The sequence below is a fragment of the Streptomyces sp. NPDC004539 genome, assembly GCF_040610055.1.
GTDB lineage: Bacteria > Actinomycetota > Actinomycetes > Streptomycetales > Streptomycetaceae > Streptomyces.
This window is the reverse complement of sequence record NZ_JBEXLS010000010.1, coordinates 77945-95373: the sequence shown is the minus strand read 5'-3', so window position 1 is coordinate 95373 and position 17429 is coordinate 77945. Positions and strand designations below refer to the sequence as shown.

At 72.0% G+C, this 17429-nt stretch carries 17 protein-coding genes; 7 read left to right on the top strand and 10 right to left on the bottom strand.

Features of this window, described 5'->3' with window-relative positions:
- Positions 1-171: 171 nt before the first annotated feature.
- Positions 172-1197, top strand: coding sequence for a ketoacyl-ACP synthase III (locus tag ABZX85_RS21795; protein ID WP_355870924.1), 1026 nt, complete (start codon positions 172-174; stop codon positions 1195-1197).
- Positions 1198-1288: 91 nt separating this feature from the next.
- Positions 1289-2425: a hypothetical protein gene (locus ABZX85_RS21790; protein ID WP_355870921.1), complete on the top strand. Its 1137-nt coding sequence runs from the start codon at positions 1289-1291 to the stop codon at positions 2423-2425.
- Here ABZX85_RS21790 and ABZX85_RS21785 read toward each other — a convergent pair.
- Positions 2422-4620, bottom strand: coding sequence for an MMPL family transporter (locus ABZX85_RS21785; protein WP_355870919.1), 2199 nt, complete (start codon positions 4618-4620; stop codon positions 2422-2424). The genes ABZX85_RS21790 and ABZX85_RS21785 overlap by 4 nt on opposite strands.
- A 122-nt stretch (positions 4621-4742) precedes the next feature.
- Between ABZX85_RS21785 and ABZX85_RS21780 the strand changes: the two genes are divergently transcribed.
- A complete protein-coding gene (locus ABZX85_RS21780) occupies positions 4743-5075 on the top strand; it encodes an antibiotic biosynthesis monooxygenase (protein WP_355870916.1) in 333 nt (110 codons plus the stop codon).
- Between the two features lie 134 nt (positions 5076-5209).
- Here the strand turns inward: ABZX85_RS21780 and ABZX85_RS21775 are convergent, their stop codons facing one another.
- Positions 5210-5695, bottom strand: coding sequence for a hypothetical protein (locus ABZX85_RS21775; RefSeq protein WP_355870914.1), 486 nt, complete (start codon positions 5693-5695; stop codon positions 5210-5212).
- A gap of 113 nt (positions 5696-5808) precedes the next feature.
- On the opposite strand from ABZX85_RS21775, the gene ABZX85_RS21770 reads away from it, so the two are divergent.
- The 3 genes from ABZX85_RS21770 (at position 5809) to ABZX85_RS21760 (ending at position 9226) form a co-directional block, all read left to right on the top strand.
- The gene (locus ABZX85_RS21770) at positions 5809-7320 is read left to right on the top strand and encodes an alpha/beta fold hydrolase (RefSeq protein WP_355870912.1); all 1512 of its coding nucleotides are present in this window, start codon (positions 5809-5811) and stop codon (positions 7318-7320) included.
- Between the two features lie 317 nt (positions 7321-7637).
- Positions 7638-8975: a D-alanyl-D-alanine carboxypeptidase/D-alanyl-D-alanine-endopeptidase gene (gene dacB / locus ABZX85_RS21765; protein WP_355870909.1), complete on the top strand. Its 1338-nt coding sequence runs from the start codon at positions 7638-7640 to the stop codon at positions 8973-8975.
- A 32-nt stretch (positions 8976-9007) separates the two neighbouring features.
- The gene (locus ABZX85_RS21760) at positions 9008-9226 is read left to right on the top strand and encodes a hypothetical protein (RefSeq protein ID WP_355870907.1); all 219 of its coding nucleotides are present in this window, start codon (positions 9008-9010) and stop codon (positions 9224-9226) included.
- Between the two features lie 138 nt (positions 9227-9364).
- Here ABZX85_RS21760 and ABZX85_RS21755 read toward each other — a convergent pair whose 3' ends face one another.
- On the bottom strand, positions 9365-10084 hold the full coding sequence (locus ABZX85_RS21755; RefSeq protein ID WP_355870904.1) for a TetR/AcrR family transcriptional regulator C-terminal domain-containing protein: 720 nt from the start codon (positions 10082-10084) through the stop codon (positions 9365-9367).
- A gap of 165 nt (positions 10085-10249) precedes the next feature.
- Between ABZX85_RS21755 and ABZX85_RS21750 the strand changes: the two genes are divergently transcribed.
- Positions 10250-11005: a class I SAM-dependent methyltransferase gene (locus tag ABZX85_RS21750; protein WP_355870902.1), complete on the top strand. Its 756-nt coding sequence runs from the start codon at positions 10250-10252 to the stop codon at positions 11003-11005.
- A 51-nt stretch (positions 11006-11056) separates the two neighbouring features.
- Here ABZX85_RS21750 and ABZX85_RS21745 read toward each other — a convergent pair whose 3' ends face one another.
- The 7 genes from ABZX85_RS21745 to ABZX85_RS21715 all read right to left on the bottom strand — a co-directional run bounded on the left by ABZX85_RS21745 (position 11057) and on the right by ABZX85_RS21715 (position 17392).
- Positions 11057-11719 carry a DUF1986 domain-containing protein gene (locus ABZX85_RS21745; RefSeq protein ID WP_355870899.1) on the bottom strand — a complete coding sequence of 221 codons (663 nt, stop codon included), beginning with the start codon at positions 11717-11719 and terminating at the stop codon, positions 11057-11059.
- Between the two features lie 338 nt (positions 11720-12057).
- The gene (locus ABZX85_RS21740; protein WP_355871440.1) at positions 12058-13215 is read right to left on the bottom strand and encodes an MFS transporter; all 1158 of its coding nucleotides are present in this window, start codon (positions 13213-13215) and stop codon (positions 12058-12060) included.
- A gap of 136 nt (positions 13216-13351) precedes the next feature.
- Positions 13352-13918: a hypothetical protein gene (locus ABZX85_RS21735; RefSeq protein ID WP_355870896.1), complete on the bottom strand. Its 567-nt coding sequence runs from the start codon at positions 13916-13918 to the stop codon at positions 13352-13354.
- A gap of 150 nt (positions 13919-14068) precedes the next feature.
- Positions 14069-14485: a tetratricopeptide repeat protein gene (locus ABZX85_RS21730; RefSeq protein ID WP_355870893.1), complete on the bottom strand. Its 417-nt coding sequence runs from the start codon at positions 14483-14485 to the stop codon at positions 14069-14071.
- Positions 14486-14499: 14 nt separating this feature from the next.
- Positions 14500-15576 carry an LLM class flavin-dependent oxidoreductase gene (locus ABZX85_RS21725; protein WP_355870890.1) on the bottom strand — a complete coding sequence of 359 codons (1077 nt, stop codon included), beginning with the start codon at positions 15574-15576 and terminating at the stop codon, positions 14500-14502.
- A gap of 167 nt (positions 15577-15743) precedes the next feature.
- Positions 15744-16715, bottom strand: a complete 972-nt coding sequence (locus ABZX85_RS21720) for a pirin family protein (protein WP_355870887.1) — start codon at positions 16713-16715, stop codon at positions 15744-15746.
- Positions 16716-16918: 203 nt separating this feature from the next.
- A complete protein-coding gene (locus ABZX85_RS21715) occupies positions 16919-17392 on the bottom strand; it encodes a MarR family winged helix-turn-helix transcriptional regulator (protein WP_355870884.1) in 474 nt (157 codons plus the stop codon).
- Positions 17393-17429: the final 37 nt, after the last annotated feature.

Genomic DNA, 17429 nt, shown 5'->3' with positions numbered 1-17429 from the left:
GGCGTGAGCCGTACTGCTTCGTGTGTGCCTCGCCCGTCGTCGTGGTGCTGTGCGAGAACGAGAGGGCGGCGCCGGGCGGCTGTCGAACGCCGGTTCCCTGTCCCCTCCTCGGCCGGTGCGGGCCGTGCGGCGCCGCCTGGGCCCGGTTCCCTCTCTGCGGAAGGCTGCGTGATGAACGTACCGACAGGCGTCGTCGGCGCCGGTTCCTATCTGCCGGCGCGGCGGCGCACGAACGACGAGGTCGGGCCGGCGGCCGGGGTGTCGGCGGAGTGGATCGCCGGGCGGACGGGGGTGCTGGCCCGGCATGTGGCGGCGCCGGACGAGGCGGCGTCGGATCTGGGGGCGGCGGCCCTCAAGTCGGCGCTCGCGGCGGGCCGTCTGGAGGCCGAGCGGCTCGATCTGCTGGTGGTGGCGACCTCGACGCCGGACGAGCTGGGGCCGGCGACGGCGTGCCGGGTGCAGGCGCTGACGGGGGCGCGGCACGCGGTGGCGCTGGATGTGACGGCGGCGTGTTCGGGCTGGCTGTTCGGGGTGCGGGTGGCGTGCGACTGGCTGGCCGGGGACGGGTCGGCGCGGTACGCGGCGGTGGTGGGTGTCGAGGCGTACTCGAAGTTCGTGGACCCCGCCGACCGGGCCACCGCCTCCCTGTTCGGGGACGGCGCGGCGGCCACGCTCCTCGGTCCGGTCGCCGAGGGGCGGGGGTTCGGGGCGTTCACGCTCGGTTCGGACGGGCGGTTCGCGGACCACGCGATGATCGCGGCGGGCGGCAGCCGTGCCCCGGTGGGTGCCGGGGGCCAGCGGATCACCATGAACGGCAAGGGAGTTCGCGATTTCATCCTGGACGTGTTCCCGCGCATGCTGGCCGACGCGCTGGGCCGGGGCCGGGTGACGCTGGACGACGTCGCGCTCGTCGTCACCCATCAGCCGAACCCGGTGCTGCTCCAACGGGCCGCGCGCGAGATGGGGGTGACGGACCGTCAACTGGTCGTGGTGGGCGACGAGGTGGGCAACATCGGTGCCGCGAACATCCCTTACGCGCTGGCGAAGGCGGCGTCCGAGGGGCGGCTGCGGGACGGTGATCTGGTGGTGATCATCGCGTTCGGGGGCGGGGTGACCTGGGGGTCGACGCTACTGCGCTGGACCGGCGCCCCGGCCGTACGCGTCGCACCGGCGCCCGCGCGGCTCCGACTGCGCTGATTTTACGAACCCTTGACGTAGGCCCGCGCACTGGCCACACTCCCGGGAAAGCGCTTTCCACCCGCACTCTCCCACCCCACAGGAGACGACCATGCGCCGATTCGGCACCACCGCGACCGCCCTGGCCCTGCTCACCGGCGGCCTCCTGTTCACCCACTCCCCCACCGCCTCGGCGGCGGCCTGCGGCGAGGGCTCCTACCAGGCGGAGGCCGTCCTGAACGGCTCCACCTGGACGGCGCGGCGGGGCAGTACGGTCAGCTACACCGGCACGGACATGCGGGCCGCGATGCAGGCGGCCGTCAACAGCCTGACGGCGAACCGGACTTCGAAGGAGCGGGTCGTCGTCCGGGGCTCGGGGAACATCGGCGCCGGTTCCCGGGTCTCCCTGCCGAGCTACACCGTCCTCGACGTGTGCGGCACGATCAACGTCACCGGCAGCGGCTCGGGCGACCAGGCGCCGGTGTACTCGCGCGGCACCCGGGACATCGAGGTCCAGCACCTCACCCTGACGGGCTCCCCGCTGTACGGGGTCTTCCTGCGCAACGTCCAGAACGTGGTCCTCGGCCAGCTCGACATGCGGCTGTCGTCCGGCCTCGGGGTACGCATCGACAACCGGGGCAACACCGCCGAGTGGACCCGCAACGTCCGGATCGACAACGTGTTCGTGTCCGGGGCGTCCAGTCACGCCGTCGAGACGTACGGCGTGGACGGGCTGACCGTCGGGACGGTCACCGCGCGCAACGTCGGCGAGTCGGGGCTGCTGCTCAACCAGACCGTCAACGCGACCGTCACGAAGGTCGACGCGGACGGCGCGGGCGCCGGGACCGGGTACGCGGCGTTCCGGATGGCCAACCGCAACGGGCGGATCGGCAACGCCTACCCGACGAACATCCGGGTCGGCGAGGTCGTCGCGCGCGGCGGCGGGCGGGGGGTGTTCTGCGTGTCGGAGAGCGGCGGCGCGGTCATCGACCGGATCAGCCTGACGAACACCGGCAACAACGCCGTCCTCATCGAGAACTGCACGAACGTCAGCCTCGCGGCGCAGAGCGGGACCGTCACCGGGGGCGGCGAGATCCGCCTCGCCGCCCGGTCCGAATTCCCGAACAACGCCGACATCGTCGTACAGAACCTCACGGTCACGAACTCGCGGATCACCGAGAACCCGTGCGGGTCGAACACGACGTTCCGCAACATCCGGCTGGTGAACAGTACGCAGAACGTCTGCTAGTCGACGGGTTCGGTGCCGGCCTGCGGGGTCGGGGCCGGGTGGGCGCGGCTGAGGGCCTCGCCCTCGATGTCGAGGTGCGGCAGGAGGCGGTCGAGCCAGCGCGGGAGCCAGGCCACCTTGTCGCCGAGGAGGGCGAGGACGCCGGGCACGAAGGCCATGCGGACGACGAACGCGTCGAAGAGGACGGCGACGGCGAGACCGAAGCCGATCATCTTGATCATGGACTCGGAGGCGGTGATGAAGCCGGCGAAGACCGAGATCATGATGAGCGCGGCGGCGGCCACGACCCGGGCGCTGTAGCGGAAGCCGGTGGTGATGGCCTCCCCGGCGCCCTGGCCGTGGACGTACGCCTCGCGGATGCGGGAGACGAGGAAGACCTCGTAGTCCATGGCCAGGCCGAACACGATGCCGACGAGGAAGATCGGCATCATGCTCATGATCGGCCCGGTCGACTCGACGCCGATGAGGCTCGCGAGCCAGCCCCACTGGAAGACGGCGACGACGCAGCCGAGGGCGGCGAGCACGGAGAGCAGGAAGCCGAACGCCGCCTTCAGCGGGATGAAGATCGACCGGAACACCATCAGCAGCAGGATGATCGCGAACCCGACCACGACGACCAGGTAGGGGATCAGCGCGCGCTGGACCTTCTGGGCGACGTCGATGTTGAGCGCGGTCGTCCCGGTGACCTCGAAGGTCGCGCCCGTCCCGGCCACCGTCTCCTTGCGATGGTCGCGGATCGAGTGGACGAGGTCCTCGGTCTTCTTGTCGGTCGGCGACCAGGCGGAGACGGCGGAGAACACGGCGGTGTCCCCGGTCTGGTTGAAGCGGGCCGGGGTGACCGAGACGACGCCCTCCGTCGCCTTGATCTTCGCCTCGATCGCCGAGACGGCCGCCTTCGCGTCGCCCGCCTTCTGCGCGTCGACGACGATCGTCAGCGGCCCGTTGAAGCCGGGCCCGAAGCCCTTGGCGAGGTCGTCGTAGGCGCGGCGTTCGGTCGTCGACGTCGACTTGACCTCGTCGCCGGGCATGCCGAGCTGGAGGTGCAGGACCGGGATCGCGAGGACGACGAGGCTCGCCACCGCCGTGAACCGGACGGGGAAGGGGTGGCGCTGCACGAACTCCGCCCACCGGCTGCCCCGGTTGCCGAGCACGCCCTGCACCCGCCGCCCGGTGAGCCGGTAGCGCCGCGAGAGCACGGCGCGCGGCCAGAACCCGATCAGTGCCGGGGCCAGGGTCAGACAGACCAGCACGGCGATGACGACCGCCCCCGCCGCGCACAGGCCCATCTTGGTGAGCATCGGGATGCCGACGACGGAGAGCCCTGCGAGCGCGATGACGACGGTCAGGCCCGCGAAGACGACCGCCGAACCGGCCGTGCCGACGGCTAGCCCGGCCGCGTCCTCCTCCGTGTGCCCGTTGGCGCGCTCCTCGCGGTAGCGGGACAGCACGAACAGGGCGTAGTCGATACCGCAGGCCAGGCCCAGCATCGTGGCGAGCGTGCCGGTCGTCGAGGTGAGCCCGAACGAGCTGGCCAGGGAGGTGATCGCGGTCATGCTGACCCCGACGCCGAGGACGGCCGTGAGCAGCGGGAGACCGGCGGCGGCCAGCGAGCCGAAGGTGACGAGCAGGACGACGGCGGCGACGACGATGCCGATGACCTCACCCGCCCCGCCCGCGCCCGGCGTCTCCGCGAGCGCCGTACCGCCCGCCTCGACGGTCAGGCCCGCGTCCCTCGCACCCTGGGCGGCGCCGCGCAGGGTGTTCTTCGCGGCGTCGGTGAGGTCGTCGGCGGCGACCTTGTAGGTGACCGTCGCGTACGCCGTCGAGCCGTCCTTGCTGACGGCGCCGGCCTGGAAGGGGCCGACGGCGGAGGCGACCTGCGCGCCGCCCGCCGCCTGGGTGACGGCCTTGTCGATGGCCGCCTTGTTCGCGGCCGACGTGACCTGCTCCCCCTTGGGGGCGACGAAGACCAGGCGGGCGGTCGCGCCGTTGGCCTGGGCGCCGGGGAACCGCTTGTCCATCAGGTCGAAGGCGCGCTGGGCCTCGATGCCGGGTGCGGAGAACGCGGTGTTGGGGGCCGCCGGGGCCGCCGCCGAGGCCGCGCCGAGTCCGACGAGGATCAGGACCCACAGGGCTGTCACGTACCAACGCCGTCGGAAGGACCATCTGCCGAGCCGGTAGAGCATCGAGGCCATGCGGAACGCTCCTCACGTGCGACCCCCGGGCTCACAGTGTCGGGCAGGCCCCGGGACGCCGCATGTCGTGATCCGGGGGCCGGTGTGCGGCGCCTTTCGTCGTGGCGGGCAGGATGGGGGGCATGAGCGTAGTCAAGATCAACGTACTGACGGTCCCCGCCGAGCAGCGCGAGACCCTGGAGAAGCGGTTCGCCGGGCGGGCCCACGCGGTCGAGAACTCCGACGGTTTCGAGTGGTTCGAGCTGCTGCGGCCGGTCGAGGGCACCGAGACCTACCTCGTCTACACGCGCTGGCGGGACGAGGCGTCCTTCCAGGCGTGGATGGAGGGGCCGATGAAGCAGGCGCATCAGGGGGGCGGGGGTGAGGGCGGGGGCGAGCGCCCGAAGCCGGCGTCCTCCGCGTCGACGCTGTGGTCGTTCGAGGTGGTGCAGCAGGCGGGGCCGAAGGGGGAGTAAGGGGTTTGAGGTGGGGCCGGGGGTGCTTGCGGGCGCCTCCGGCTCGGGGGGCAGGGGGCTTGTGGGCTCGGGGTGGGCTTGGACTTGTGGACTCGGGGCGGGATTGGGCTTGTGGGCTCCGGGGTGTCGTCGGCTCAAGCCTGGGCGGCTGCCCCTCGCAGGATGTCCCGCATCGATCCCATCCCGTATCTGTCGTCCCCGCTCGACAGTTCGGCGACCTCCCGGAGTGTCGCCGTCAGGTCCACTCCGGCCTCCCTCGCCTGCCGGCACAGATCCCACAGGGTGAGGAGTTCGTCGCGGGTGTCGTGGCCGTGGTCGACGAGGGAGAGGTGCAGGAGGCGGCGGCGGAACCCCTCGGGGGTCGGGTCGCGGGGCGAGGTGGTGGCCCAGCGGAACGAGGGGTGGCGGGCGAGCAGGGCGCGCAGTGCGGCGCGGGTCGCGTCGTCGTCCGTGTCGTAGCGGTCGATGATCTCCGCGAGAAGCGCGTCGGCGTCGTCCCACGGGCCCAGGTCCTGGCCGAGTTCGGCGGCCCACTCGGGGTTCGTGAAGTCCACCGGCCGCTCGGCGACGGGGCGCAGCGCGGCGTCCAGCAGCGCGACCCGTTCCGCCAACTCCCTCATGTCTCCCAGGTGTTACCGGCTTCCGGCGCGGCGCGCAAGGGGGCCCGCCCCCGGGCGGGTCGGCGGGTCTGTCGGAGTGTTCCGCCAACTGCGCCTGCCTAGCGTGTCGTTGTGTGAAAGCACTCTCGACACGCCTCGCCCTCTGCGGCGCCCTCGCCCTCGCCGCGCTCCCCCTGACGACCCCGGCCGCCTCGGCCTCCTCCCCCCTGTCCCCTTTCTACGAGCAGCGCCTCGACTGGCAGAGCTGCGTGACCGGGCCGGACGACACGACCGGGAAGGAGTTGGAGCAGGCGGGCGCCAAGTGCGCCGACGTGACCGTGCCGTTGGACTACGCGAACCCCGGCGGGCGGACCGTCACCGTCGCGATATCCCGTATCCGGGCGACCGACACCGCGCACCGGATCGGCCCCCTGCTCCTCAACGGCGGTGGCCCCGGCGGCTCCACGATCGGGGACGCGCCCTGGATACATGGCGCGCTGAAGGAGGTCGCGGGCCGGTACGACATCGTCGGGGTGGACCCCCGCTTCGTGGGCCGCAGCACGCCGCTGGACTGCAAGTGGCCCACAGGCACGTCCATTTGGGGCGCCGGGACCCGGTTCGAGCGGGCGGCGTCCTTCGCACGGGACCTCGCCGAGCGGTGCCGGCGAGGCGCCGGGGACGTCCTGCCGTACGTCACGACCCGCAACACCGCCCGCGACATGGACGTGATCCGGGCGGCGCTGGGCGAGCGGAAGATCTCCTACTTGGGCTACTCGTACGGGAGTTATCTGGGCGAGGTGTTCGCGACGATGTTCCCCGCCCGCGTCGAGCGCATGGTCCTGGACGGCGTCATCGACCCGGCCCGCTACTCCCCGCGTCTCCTGCGGCAGACGGAGTCCGAGAACCGGGCCGCGCTGACGGACTGGGCGGACTGGGCGGCGGCACGGCACGCGGCGTACGGACTGGGCGCGTCCCGTGACGCCGTTCTGAAGACGGTCGACGGCATCCAGGCGGCGGCGACACGCGGGCCGCTCACGGTGGGTGCGTATCAGGTCGACGAACGCGTCGTCCCCGTCGTCCTGTTCACCGGCCTCTCCCAGGACAACGACCAGGCGTACGGCGAACTGGCCCTCGCGGTGCGGGACTTGAAGCGGGCCGCGCAGGGGGTGCCGGTCGAGCCGGTGGCGTCGCTGGCGGAGACGCTGAGGTTCGTGCTGACCGGTGACGAGTCGGCGTACGGCAGTGTGCAGTCGGCGATCCTGTGCGGTGACGTGGCGGCGCCGCGCGATCCCGAGGTGTACCGGCGGGACGTCGAGCGGGGCCGGTCGGTCGAGCCGCTGTTCGCGCCGGTCACCCGGAACATCGGCCCCTGCGCCTTCTGGGACGCCCCGCGCGAGGCCCCGACCACCGTCCGGGACGATTTCCCGGCGCTCCTCGTCAACGCCACCGGCGACCCCCGCACCACGTACGCGGGCGCCCTCGCCCAGCGCCGGAACTGGCCGTCGTCACGGCTGATCACCCTGGCCGGGCCGGCGCAGCACGCGGTGTTCGGGGTGTACGGGAACTCCTGCGCGGACGAGGGGGTGCGCGCCTATCTGTCGAGCGGGCGCCTGCCGGCCGGGGATGTGACCTGCCGGGCGAGCTGACACGCCGGGCCCGACATGGCCGAAGGCCCCGCTTCCTGAGAAGCGGGGCCTTCTTTTTCCGAGCGCTGGGCAAGCCTTGCACTTACATCTCCCCGCAGGAAGCGGGGCGTCTTTCCTTGGACCACCAACGCACTGCCGTCCGGCCCGAGTTGGGCCCTTCGGCGTGAGATCAACTATACCCCGCGCCCGACCCCTGCCGCGCCACACGCCCCTCCGACGCCTTCACATTTCCTTCACCATTACTTGAATGTACAAGAGAATTCGGCTGCTAACTTTCGGCCAGAACCTTCCCCCACAGGCTGTTCCGAGGACCCCCCATGTCGAGCTCCCCCCTCTCCGGCGCACGCGGACGCCACCGCAAGCCCCGGCCGATGAACCCGGCGGTCCGCCGGGCCCTGCTGGTCGCGGCCGTGGCGCCGGTCGCCGGCACCATCCTGGCCGGCCAGTCCGCGTTCGCCGCCGACAAGGTCAACACGGCCAAGGCGGGCGTGACGGAGCTCGACGCGGCCGAGCAGAAGATCGCGGACAACCTCAACACCCGCGTCCAGGACGTCCGGCTCGGCTCCACGTTCAGCGGTGTCGTCATCGACGCCAAGTCCGACAAGCAGATCTGGGGCCACGACGCGGCGACGGCCCTGATGCCCGCGTCCAACACCAAGCTCGCCACGTCGACCGCCGCCCTCACCGTCCTCGGCCCCGACCACCGCTTCACCACGAAGGTCGTGTACGGCGACGGCACGCTCACCCTCGTCGGCGGCGGCGACCGCACGCTGACGACGGGCGACCTCCAGGAGATGGCGAAGACGGCCGTCGACGGTCTCAAGGCGGCGGGTCTGACCACCGTCAAGGTCCGTGTCGACGACAGTCTCTTCCCCGAGCCCTCGCTCGCCAACGGCTGGAACGACGGCTACTACCCCGACAACATCGCCCCGGTCCGCGCGCTCGTCGTGGACGGCCACGGCGTCACCGACACCTCCCTCGACGCCGGCCAGGTCTTCGCGAAGCTCCTCGCCGACCAGGGCGTCACGGTAGACGGCGCCGTCGCGCACGCCACCGCGACCTCCTCGGACGTCCCCGTCGCCGTGCACCGCTCGGGGAAGCTGTCCACGATCGTCAAGCACATGCTGAAGGTCAGCGACAACAACATCGCCGAGACCCTGCTGCGGATGACCGCGCTCGGCGCGGGCCGCCAGGCCACGTTCGAGGACGGCACCGCCGTCGTCCGCGACGTCCTCAGCCGGCGGTACGGCGTCTCGCTGGAGAACTTCGAGATCAACGACGGCAGCGGGCTGTCCCGGGCGAACAAGATCCCCGCGCAGACCCTCGCGCAGATCCTCGACCTCACGACCAACCCGCGCTACAGCCAGACCCTCAAGTACATCAAGGACGGGCTGCCCGTCGCCGGTGAGGCCGGGGCCACGCTCGGTCCCGAGTGGGGGCGCTTCGACACGGCCGACTCCTCGTGCGCCGTCGGCAAGGTGATGGCCAAGACCGGCACGCTCACCGGGGCGATCGCGCTCAGCGGGTTCACCCAGGCGCAGGACGGGCGGTGGAAGGTGTTCTCCTTCGTCGAGAACAACTCGACGGCCGCGCCGGGCGACACGAAGGACGCGCTCGACGGGCTCGCGGCGACTGTCAACGGCTGCTGGGCGTAGGCGGATTCACCGCTCCCGAAGGGACCCCGGCCATGAAGGGTCCGGACGGACACCTCGCACCGAACCGGCGGCCTCCGTCCAACGCCTTCGTGCCGGTCCCGGGCTGCTGGGTGTGCGGGCTGCTGTCCGGTGTCGCCGATTCCGCGTGGCGGGGCGAGAGCGGACTCACCCCGCACGACTGGCTGTCCGTGACGGCCAGCGGGATGCGGCATCGGATGGACGAGCACGGGCTGCCGCCGGGGTCGGGGTGACCGGCCGGCGAGGGCGGGTTGGGACCGGGGCCGGGGCGAGGTGAGTCGGGGCGGGGGCCGGGATCGCAGTCGAGGTTGAGGCGGGGGCAGGTCGGGTCAAGGTCGAGACCGGTACGGCGATTTGCCCGGCCGGCGCTCTCACCCCCCGTCCGGCAGCCTCAGCGCCAGCCCGTCCAGGACGACGTCGAGTCCGTACCGGAACTTCGACTCCCGCGCCTCCGCCGGGCTCTGCCCTTCCTGTGCGCGGTGGCCGTCCGCGAGGTGGGTGTAGCCGGCCGCAGCCTGTTCCGCCGCCGGCATCAGGCGGGCGACGAACTCGGTCTCGGTGTCGCCGGAACGGGCGACCGTGCTGAGCCAGGCGGCCTCCGTGGCGCTCATGCCGGTGACGTAGGACAGGAGGGCCGAGATCGCGTTGCCCGGGTCGGGGAAGCCGGCGCGGACGAAGAGGGCGGCGAGGCTCTCCGTGCGGGACATGAGGTTGGGGCCGAGGTAGGCGAGGCCGGCCTGACCGAGGACGGAGGCCAGCCAAGGGTGGCGCAGGGTCGTCGCCCGGAAGGAGAAGGCGGCCCCGGTGACGGCCGTCCGCCACTCCCCGTCGGCCGGTACGGAGATCTCGCCGAAGACCTCGTCGGCCGCCAGCTCCATCAGCTCTTCCTTGGTGGCCACGTGCCGGTACAGCGAGGTCGCACCCGCGTTCAGGCGGGCCCCCAGCTTGCGCATGCTGAGCGCCTCGACACCCTCCGCGTCCAGCATCGCGACCGCCTCGCGCACGATCGCGCCCCGGCTCAGCGCGGGCTGCTCCGGTTCGCGCCGGGGGCGGGCCCACACCGAGGGGATCGGATTCCGCTTGGCCGTCATGACGCTCCTGTTCCTCACCGGTGGCTCGGTCCGGCCCAGCATACCCCGCGATGCGCACACCGTTCCCAACTTGCGCACATCGTTCACACGCCGGCCGGGGCGGGGCTCCCGCGAACCCCGATATTCGAGTGAACGTGCGACCCCTGTGCGCCTAAGGTGACCGCCGTGGACCCAGCTGACTTCTACACCGGCATCGTCGCGGAGATCTACGGACCCCTGAAGTCCCACTCCCAGGACCCGGAACCCTACGCGGACTTCGTCCGCAGCACCGGCACCCCCGCCCTGGAACTGGGCTGCGGAGACGGCGACCCCCTGCTCGAACTCCGCCGTCGCGGCCTCGACGTCGACGGCGTCGACTCCTCCCCCGACATGCTGGCCCGCCTCCGGCACCGAGCGGACGAACAGGGCCTCCCCGTCACCGTGTTCCACCAGCGCATGGAGGCCCTCGACCTGCCCCGCCGCTACCGGTCGATCTTCCTCGCCGGCCCCACCTTCACCCTCCTCCCCGACGACGCCACCGCCCTCGCCGCCCTGCGCGCGATCCGCGCCCACCTCACCGACGACGGCACCGCCCTCGTCCCCCTCTTCACCCCCGAGCCCACCCCCGCCGACCAGATCGGCCACGTCCGCACCACCACCGCCCCCGACGGCGCCGAACTCCGTGTGTCCGTCGTCTCCGAGCGCCGCGACGAGCAGGCCCGCACCCAGACCGCCCTCCTGCGCTACGAACGCCACCACGGCCCCGACACCGACACCGTCGACCGCCCCTGGCTCCTGCACTGGTACCCCCGCGCCACCTTCGGCCACCTCGCCGGCACCGCCGGCCTGACCGTCACCGCCGTCACCACCCCGAACGGCGAACCCGCCCCCGCCGACGCCACCCATTTCCATGTCCACCTCCGGCCCGCCACCCTCTCCTGAGCTCCCGGCCTCCTGGCCTCCTGGCCTCCTGGCCTCCTGGCCTCCCGACGATCACACCCCGGTGACGCTCCTTATCCAGCTCCGGTGTGCCGCCACGCTGCTGTACTCGTTCGGCCCGAACAGCACCCCCACCTGCTTGCCCTTGTAGAACGCGGGCCCGCCCGAGTCGCCCGGCTCGCTGTCCCCCGTCAGCTTCTTCGTCCAGATCGCCCGGCCGATGATGTCGTCGTGCTTGACGGCGGTCACCCGGTTCGTGGCCTTGCGGAGGTTCTTGGGGTGGGGGCCGAAGTTGCCGAAGCCGTAGATGTCCACGACCGCGCCCTTGGGCGGGTCCGTCCTCGCCAGTCGGACGTGGGGTGCCTTGACCGGCTTCGAGAGGTGGAAGAGGGCCACGTCGTCCAGGCCGTTGGTGTCGGTCAGGTGGTGGATGCGGGCGACGTCGGCGCGCACGCCGTGGCCGACGCGGGTGTCTCCCACGCGAACCGTCATCTTGCCGGGCTCGTCGTTGTAGCAGTGGTAGGCGGTCAGCACCCAACGGTCCGTCAGCATCGTCCCCGTGCAGGCGAACCGTCCGTCGCTGTAGACCTGCACGGACCACGGCGCCGACGAGGCCGGCTTCCCTCCGCTGATCGCGTGCGCTGAGCCGGCGGGGACGGCGAAGGTGGCGGCGAGGCCGATGCCGGCGGCGATGGCGAGCCGTTGGTGGTGTCGCACGGGAGACGCTCCTCGGTCGATCGCGGCTGGGCCCTCGCGGCCCTGCCGTCTGCGTCAACCTTCGCGGAATCCCGCCCGCCTCCGCCTCGGCCGTTCGGCCACAACTCCCGCCCCGAAAACGCCTGGTCGGCCCCTCGTTGCCCCTCGTTGACCCGAACGGGGTCGGCCGTTCGGCCGAGGACACGGGCCCAGGGAGCGGGAGAGAATGGGCGCAGGCCGCAACCCGAAGCCACAGATCCAGGGACGCGGGGCCGGCCGACACCCCCTCCGCATCCCTCCCCCCTTCACCCCACACTCCGCCACCTCCTCCTCCCTACCCCTCTACCCCCCTCCCCCTCTCACCCCCGCACCACCACCCCCCTCTCCATCCGAGCCGCGACCACCATCACCCCGAGCGCCACCACCACGATCCCCGCCCCCACATAGAGAGGAGACCGATACCCCAGCCCCACCGAGATCGCCACACCCCCCAGCCAGGCCCCCAACGCGTTCCCCACATTGGAAGCCGACACGTTCGCGCTCGCCGCGAGCGCCGCCCCGCCGGCCTGGTCCGTGACCCGGGTGATCATCCCCGGCACGCTCGCGAATCCGGTCACCCCCATCAGGAACACCAGCACGACCGAGGCCACCCCGCTCCCCGCCAGCAGCCCGTACGCCGCGAGGGTCACCGCCAGCCCCGCCAGCGCGAGGACCAGCGCCCGGTCCCGGTCCCGGTCGGCCGCACGGCCGCCCACCACGTTCCCGACGACCAGGCCGGCGCCGTACACCATCAACAGCCAGGCGACATCACCGGAGGAGAAGCCGCTGACCTCGGTGAACGTGTAGGCGAGATAGCTGAACGCCCCGAACATCCCCCCGTAGCCCAGCGCGGTGGCGACGAGAGTGAGCCACACCTGCCAGGAACGGAACGCGAGGAACTGCTCGCGCAGACCACTCACCGAGGAGGGAGCCCGATCCCCCGGAACCAGTACGGCGATCCCCGCCAGCGCGACCACCCCGATCCCGGACACCGCCCAGAAGGCGACCCGCCACCCCCACCGCTCTCCGACGAACGCGCCGAACGGCACCCCGAGGACGTTCGCGACGGTCAGTCCGGCGAACATGACCGCGACCGCCCGGGACTTCTTCTCCGGCGCGACGAGGCTGCGGGCGACGAGCGACCCAATCCCGAAGAACGACCCGTGACACAGGGCGGCGACGATCCGCCCCAGCATCATCAGCTCGTAGTCCGGTGCGACGGCCGACAGGAGGTTCCCGATGACGAACAGCCCCACCAGCCCGACCAGTACCTGCTTGCGGGGCATCCGGGCCGTGGCGGCGGTGAGGGCGATCGCCCCGACGGCGACAGCCAGCGCGTACCCGGAGATGAGCTGTCCGGCGACCGCCTCGGAGACGTCGAAACTGTCCGCCACCTGGGGCAGCAGCCCCGCGATGAGGAATTCGGTCAGCCCGATCCCGAACCCTCCGAGCGCCAACGCGACCAGCCCGACCGGCACGTGCCGTCCCCCCGTCCACACAGCCGACACCCCGGCGCCGGAGAGCACCGAGGAGTCCCATGCCATCACGATCACCTGTGCGGCACACGCGTTTTCTCCCGCCCCGGCGGCCCCTCGGCCTCAGCGGACGTCGGCCTCAGCCGGCCCGCCGCAGCGGAGCCCCCTCCGCGGACGCCCGCAACGGCACCACGTCGGCGACGGCCTCGACCGCCAGCTCGGTCCCGACGGACCGCTCGGCTCGACCGCCCCGTACCTCCCGGGCCCCGGGCACCTGCCCCGCGATCCACCACGCCGCCAGCGGCACCCCCACCGCCAGCAGTGCCCCGAGCGCCCGTTGATCGGCCGTCAGCACCGCCCCGGCGGAAACCACCAGGGCGACGAGACCGACCGGCAACACGACGAGAGCCCGCGCCCGGTGCCCCGCCGGGGTCCCGTTCGTCAGGGCGAGCGCCATGAGGACGTACCAGCCGGCGGAGACACCGGGGAGCGCCAGGTAGTCCTGGACGAGAGACGTCTCGTGACCGGGCAGCCCCTGCCGGGCCACGAGCACGGCGACTCCGCCGGCACCGGTGAGGAGGAGCGCGACGGCGCCGCGCGCGTAGAGGCGCTGGTCGTGGCGGGCGAGCCAGAACAGGGTGAGGGCGGCCAGGGGCCACCGGACGAAGGAGTCGGCGGTGTCGACCGCGCTGTTGACCGTGTGCACGGCAGCCTCCCGTTCAGGCCACTCAGAGCCGTCGACGGCTCTCTTCCGGGTTCCCTTGACAGGTCAACAACGCGCGGCGCGGGACATTCCCGTTCGGGCGAGGTGATCCGTGGATCACACCGCCCGGCCGGGACGCCCCGCGCCGCTCACTCACTCCCCGTCGAACGCGGCGGCCATCCGCAGCCAGGGCTGCGCCTCCGCGTGCCGGCCCTGCCGCTCCAGCGTGCGGCCCAGCATCAGGTGGGCGTAGTGCTCGACCGGGTCGCGCTCCACGATCCGGCGCAACTGCTGCTCCGCACGGCCAAGTTGGGCCGAGTGGTAGTAGGCGCGGGCCAGCAGCAGGCGGGGCGCGGTCTGCTCCGGGAACTCCTTGACGACGTCCGTGAGGAGCTTCGCGGCGCCGATGTAGTCCTTCGCCTCGAAGAGCAGGCCCGCCCGCTCCCAGCGCTCCGTCACGCTCTCCTCGCGGGCGGCGCCGGGGCCGTCGTCGAAGAGGTGCAGGGCGCTGGCCCAGCGGTCGGGGGAGACGCCGTCGGTCGCCGCGTAGGCGTTGAACTCGCTGGTCACTGTTCCTCCGTTCGTCACTGCGCGCGGGCGGCGAGCAGGGTGGGGTGGATGGGGGCCTCGGGGACACCGGCGGGGCGGGCCGCCGCGAACTCCTCGCGCAGGACGGGGACGACCTTCTCGCCGAGCAGTTCGATCTGTTCCAGCGCGGAGTCCAGGGGGACCCCGCCGCCGTCCACGATGAACAGCTGGCGCTGGTAGTCGCCCGCGTAGCGGCGGAAGCCGAGGGTCTTCTCGATCACCTGGTCCGGGGTGCCGACCGTCAGCGGGGTCTGCGCCATGTACTCCTCCATCGAGATGCCCCCGCCCATGAGCGGGGAGTGGTCGAAGAAGGGGCGGAACTCGCGGACGGCGTCCTGGGACCGGGGCCGCATGTACACCTGGCCGCCGAGTCCGACGATCGCCTGCTCGGCGGTGCCGTGTCCGTAGTGGGCGTACCGGGTCCGGTACAGGTCGATCATCCGTTTCGTGTGGTCGGCGGGCCAGAAGATGTTGTTGTGGAAGAAGCCGTCACCGTAGTAGGCGGCCTGCTCCGCGATCTCCGGGGAGCGGATCGAGCCGTGCCAGACGAAGGGGGGTACGCCGTCCAGCGGGCGCGGTGTCGAGGTGAACCCCTTCAGCGGCGTCCGGAACCGGCCCTCCCAGTCGACGACGTCCTCCCGCCAGAGTCTGCGCAGCAGGGCGTAGTTCTCGATCGCGAGGTCGATGCCGTCCCTGATGTCCTTGCCGAACCACGGGTAGACCGGGCCGGTGTTACCGCGTCCCATCATCAGGTCGACGCGGCCGTCGGCGAGGTGCTGGAGCATCGCGTAGTCCTCGGCGATCTTCACCGGGTCGTTCGTGGTGATCAGCGTGGTGGAGGTGGAGAGGATGAGCCGCTCCGTCCGGGCGGCGATGTACCCGAGCAGGGTCGTCGGTGAGGACGGCACGAAGGGGCGGTTGTGGTGCTCGCCGGTCGCGAAGACGTCCAGCCCCACCTCCTCGGCCTTCCGTGCGAGCGCGACCATCGCCTTGACCCGCTCGCCCTCGGTGGGAGTGCGTCCCGTGGTCGGGTCCGTGGTCACATCCCCGACGGTGAAGATCCCGAACTGCATCGCGCCCGGCCTCCGATCTGGTTGACGTATCAACTTCGATGAGGGAACACGGGTGGGGCGGGGTCTATTCCGGGGTGCCGTCCGGCCCCCGCTCACCGTCCGGCCCCCGCTCACCGTCCGACCCCCGCTCACCAGCCGGCGCTCCCGTCGGCCGAGCGCCCGTCCCCTCAGCCGCGCGGCGGGTTCCCCCGGGGCCGGATCACCGCGTTCGGGAGTTCCGGGGCGGGGAGGCGGGGGCCGGGGTAGCCGATGACCTCACCGAAGCGGGCCGACGCCGACTGCCAGGCTTCGCGGGCCTCGGCGATGTCCTCGTGGGTACGGCCGATGAAGTTCCACCACATGACGATCTGCTCGTCGAAGGGGGTGCCGCCGAGGAGGACGGTGCGGGCGGGGGTGGGGGACTCGTTGGTGAGGGTGAGGGTGTCGGGGCCGGCGGGGAGGTGGCCGAGGTCGGAGGGGGCGAGGAGGGTGTCCGAGAGGCGGACGTTCCCGGAGTCGACGAGGAGGCCGTGCTCGAAGGCGGGGTCGACGGCCAGGGTGATGCTCGCGCCGGGGGACAGGAGGATCTCGGCGCCGAGGAGAGGGGTGAAGGTGCGGACCGGGGAGGTGTCGCCGGCGAGGGAGCCGAGGAAGACGCGGAGTTCGGCGCCGTCCAGAAACACCGGTGAGGGGACGTGGTGCTGGAAGTCCCGTGCGGTGTCGCGGTGTTCGTCGGGCAGCGCGACCCAGAGCTGGACGCCGTGCAGGATCGTGGTGGCCGGCGTGGACACCTCCGAGTGGCAGATGCCGTGCCCGCCGGTCATGAGGTTCATCTCGCCGGGCCGGACCATGGCGTGGCTGCCGAGGCTGTCCCGGTGCTCGATCTCGCCGCTGAACAACCAGCTCACGGTCTGGAGGCCGGTGTGCGGATGCGGGGCGACGTCCATGCCACCGCGCCCGGTGATGTCGTCCGGGCCGTAGTGGTCGACGAAGCACCAGGCGCCGATCAACGTCCGCGCCCGCTGCGGCAACGTCCTGCGCACCTTCATCGCCCGGGGCCCGCCGAGCGGCACCTCCCGCGCGGACAGCACCTCGACGGCCGCCCCGCCCTCGTCCCCACCGCACCTCAGCGCCACGGGCTCGCTCTCGACGTTGCTCATCGGGACCACCTCTCCCACAATCCGGTTGTCACGTCAACGATCATGCCACGGACAGCGCCGCACCCCATCGGACCCCTGCCCCCAGGACGACCCCCCGCACGACACACCTCCGCGCACGACACCCTCGTACACCGCACCCCTCACCACACACCCCTCACCACACCCCTGCCCACGCCCTCACCCCCGCCCCGCACCCCGTCACCTCACGCCTCGGTGTCCCCCTCGTCGATCTTCCCCACCACCCGCTCGGACACCTCCGCCAGCACCCGCAGCTCCGCCGGTGTCACATGGTCCAGGAACAGTGCCCGCACCGACTCGACGTGCCGGGGCGCGGCGGCCTCGATCATCGCGCGTCCCTCGTCCGTGATGACGACGAACGCGCCCCGCCCGTCCTCCAGGCACTCGTCCCGCTCGACGAGTCCCCGTTTCACCATCCGGGCGATGTGGTGGGACATCCGGCTCTTCTCCCATTCGAGGGAGCGCGCCAGATCGAGGATGCGCCGCCGCCCGTCGGGGACGTCCGTCAGCTCGACGAGCACCGTGAAGTCCGCGGGGGACACGTTCGACTCGGACTGGAGGCAGCGCGTCAGGTGCCCCCGGAGCCGGTCGTGGAGACGGATGAAACTCCGCCAGGCCCGCTGCTCCTCCGGCGTCAACCACCGCACCTCTCGCTCCATGGGCCCAGTCTAGTTGACACCTCACCGACCAACCGGT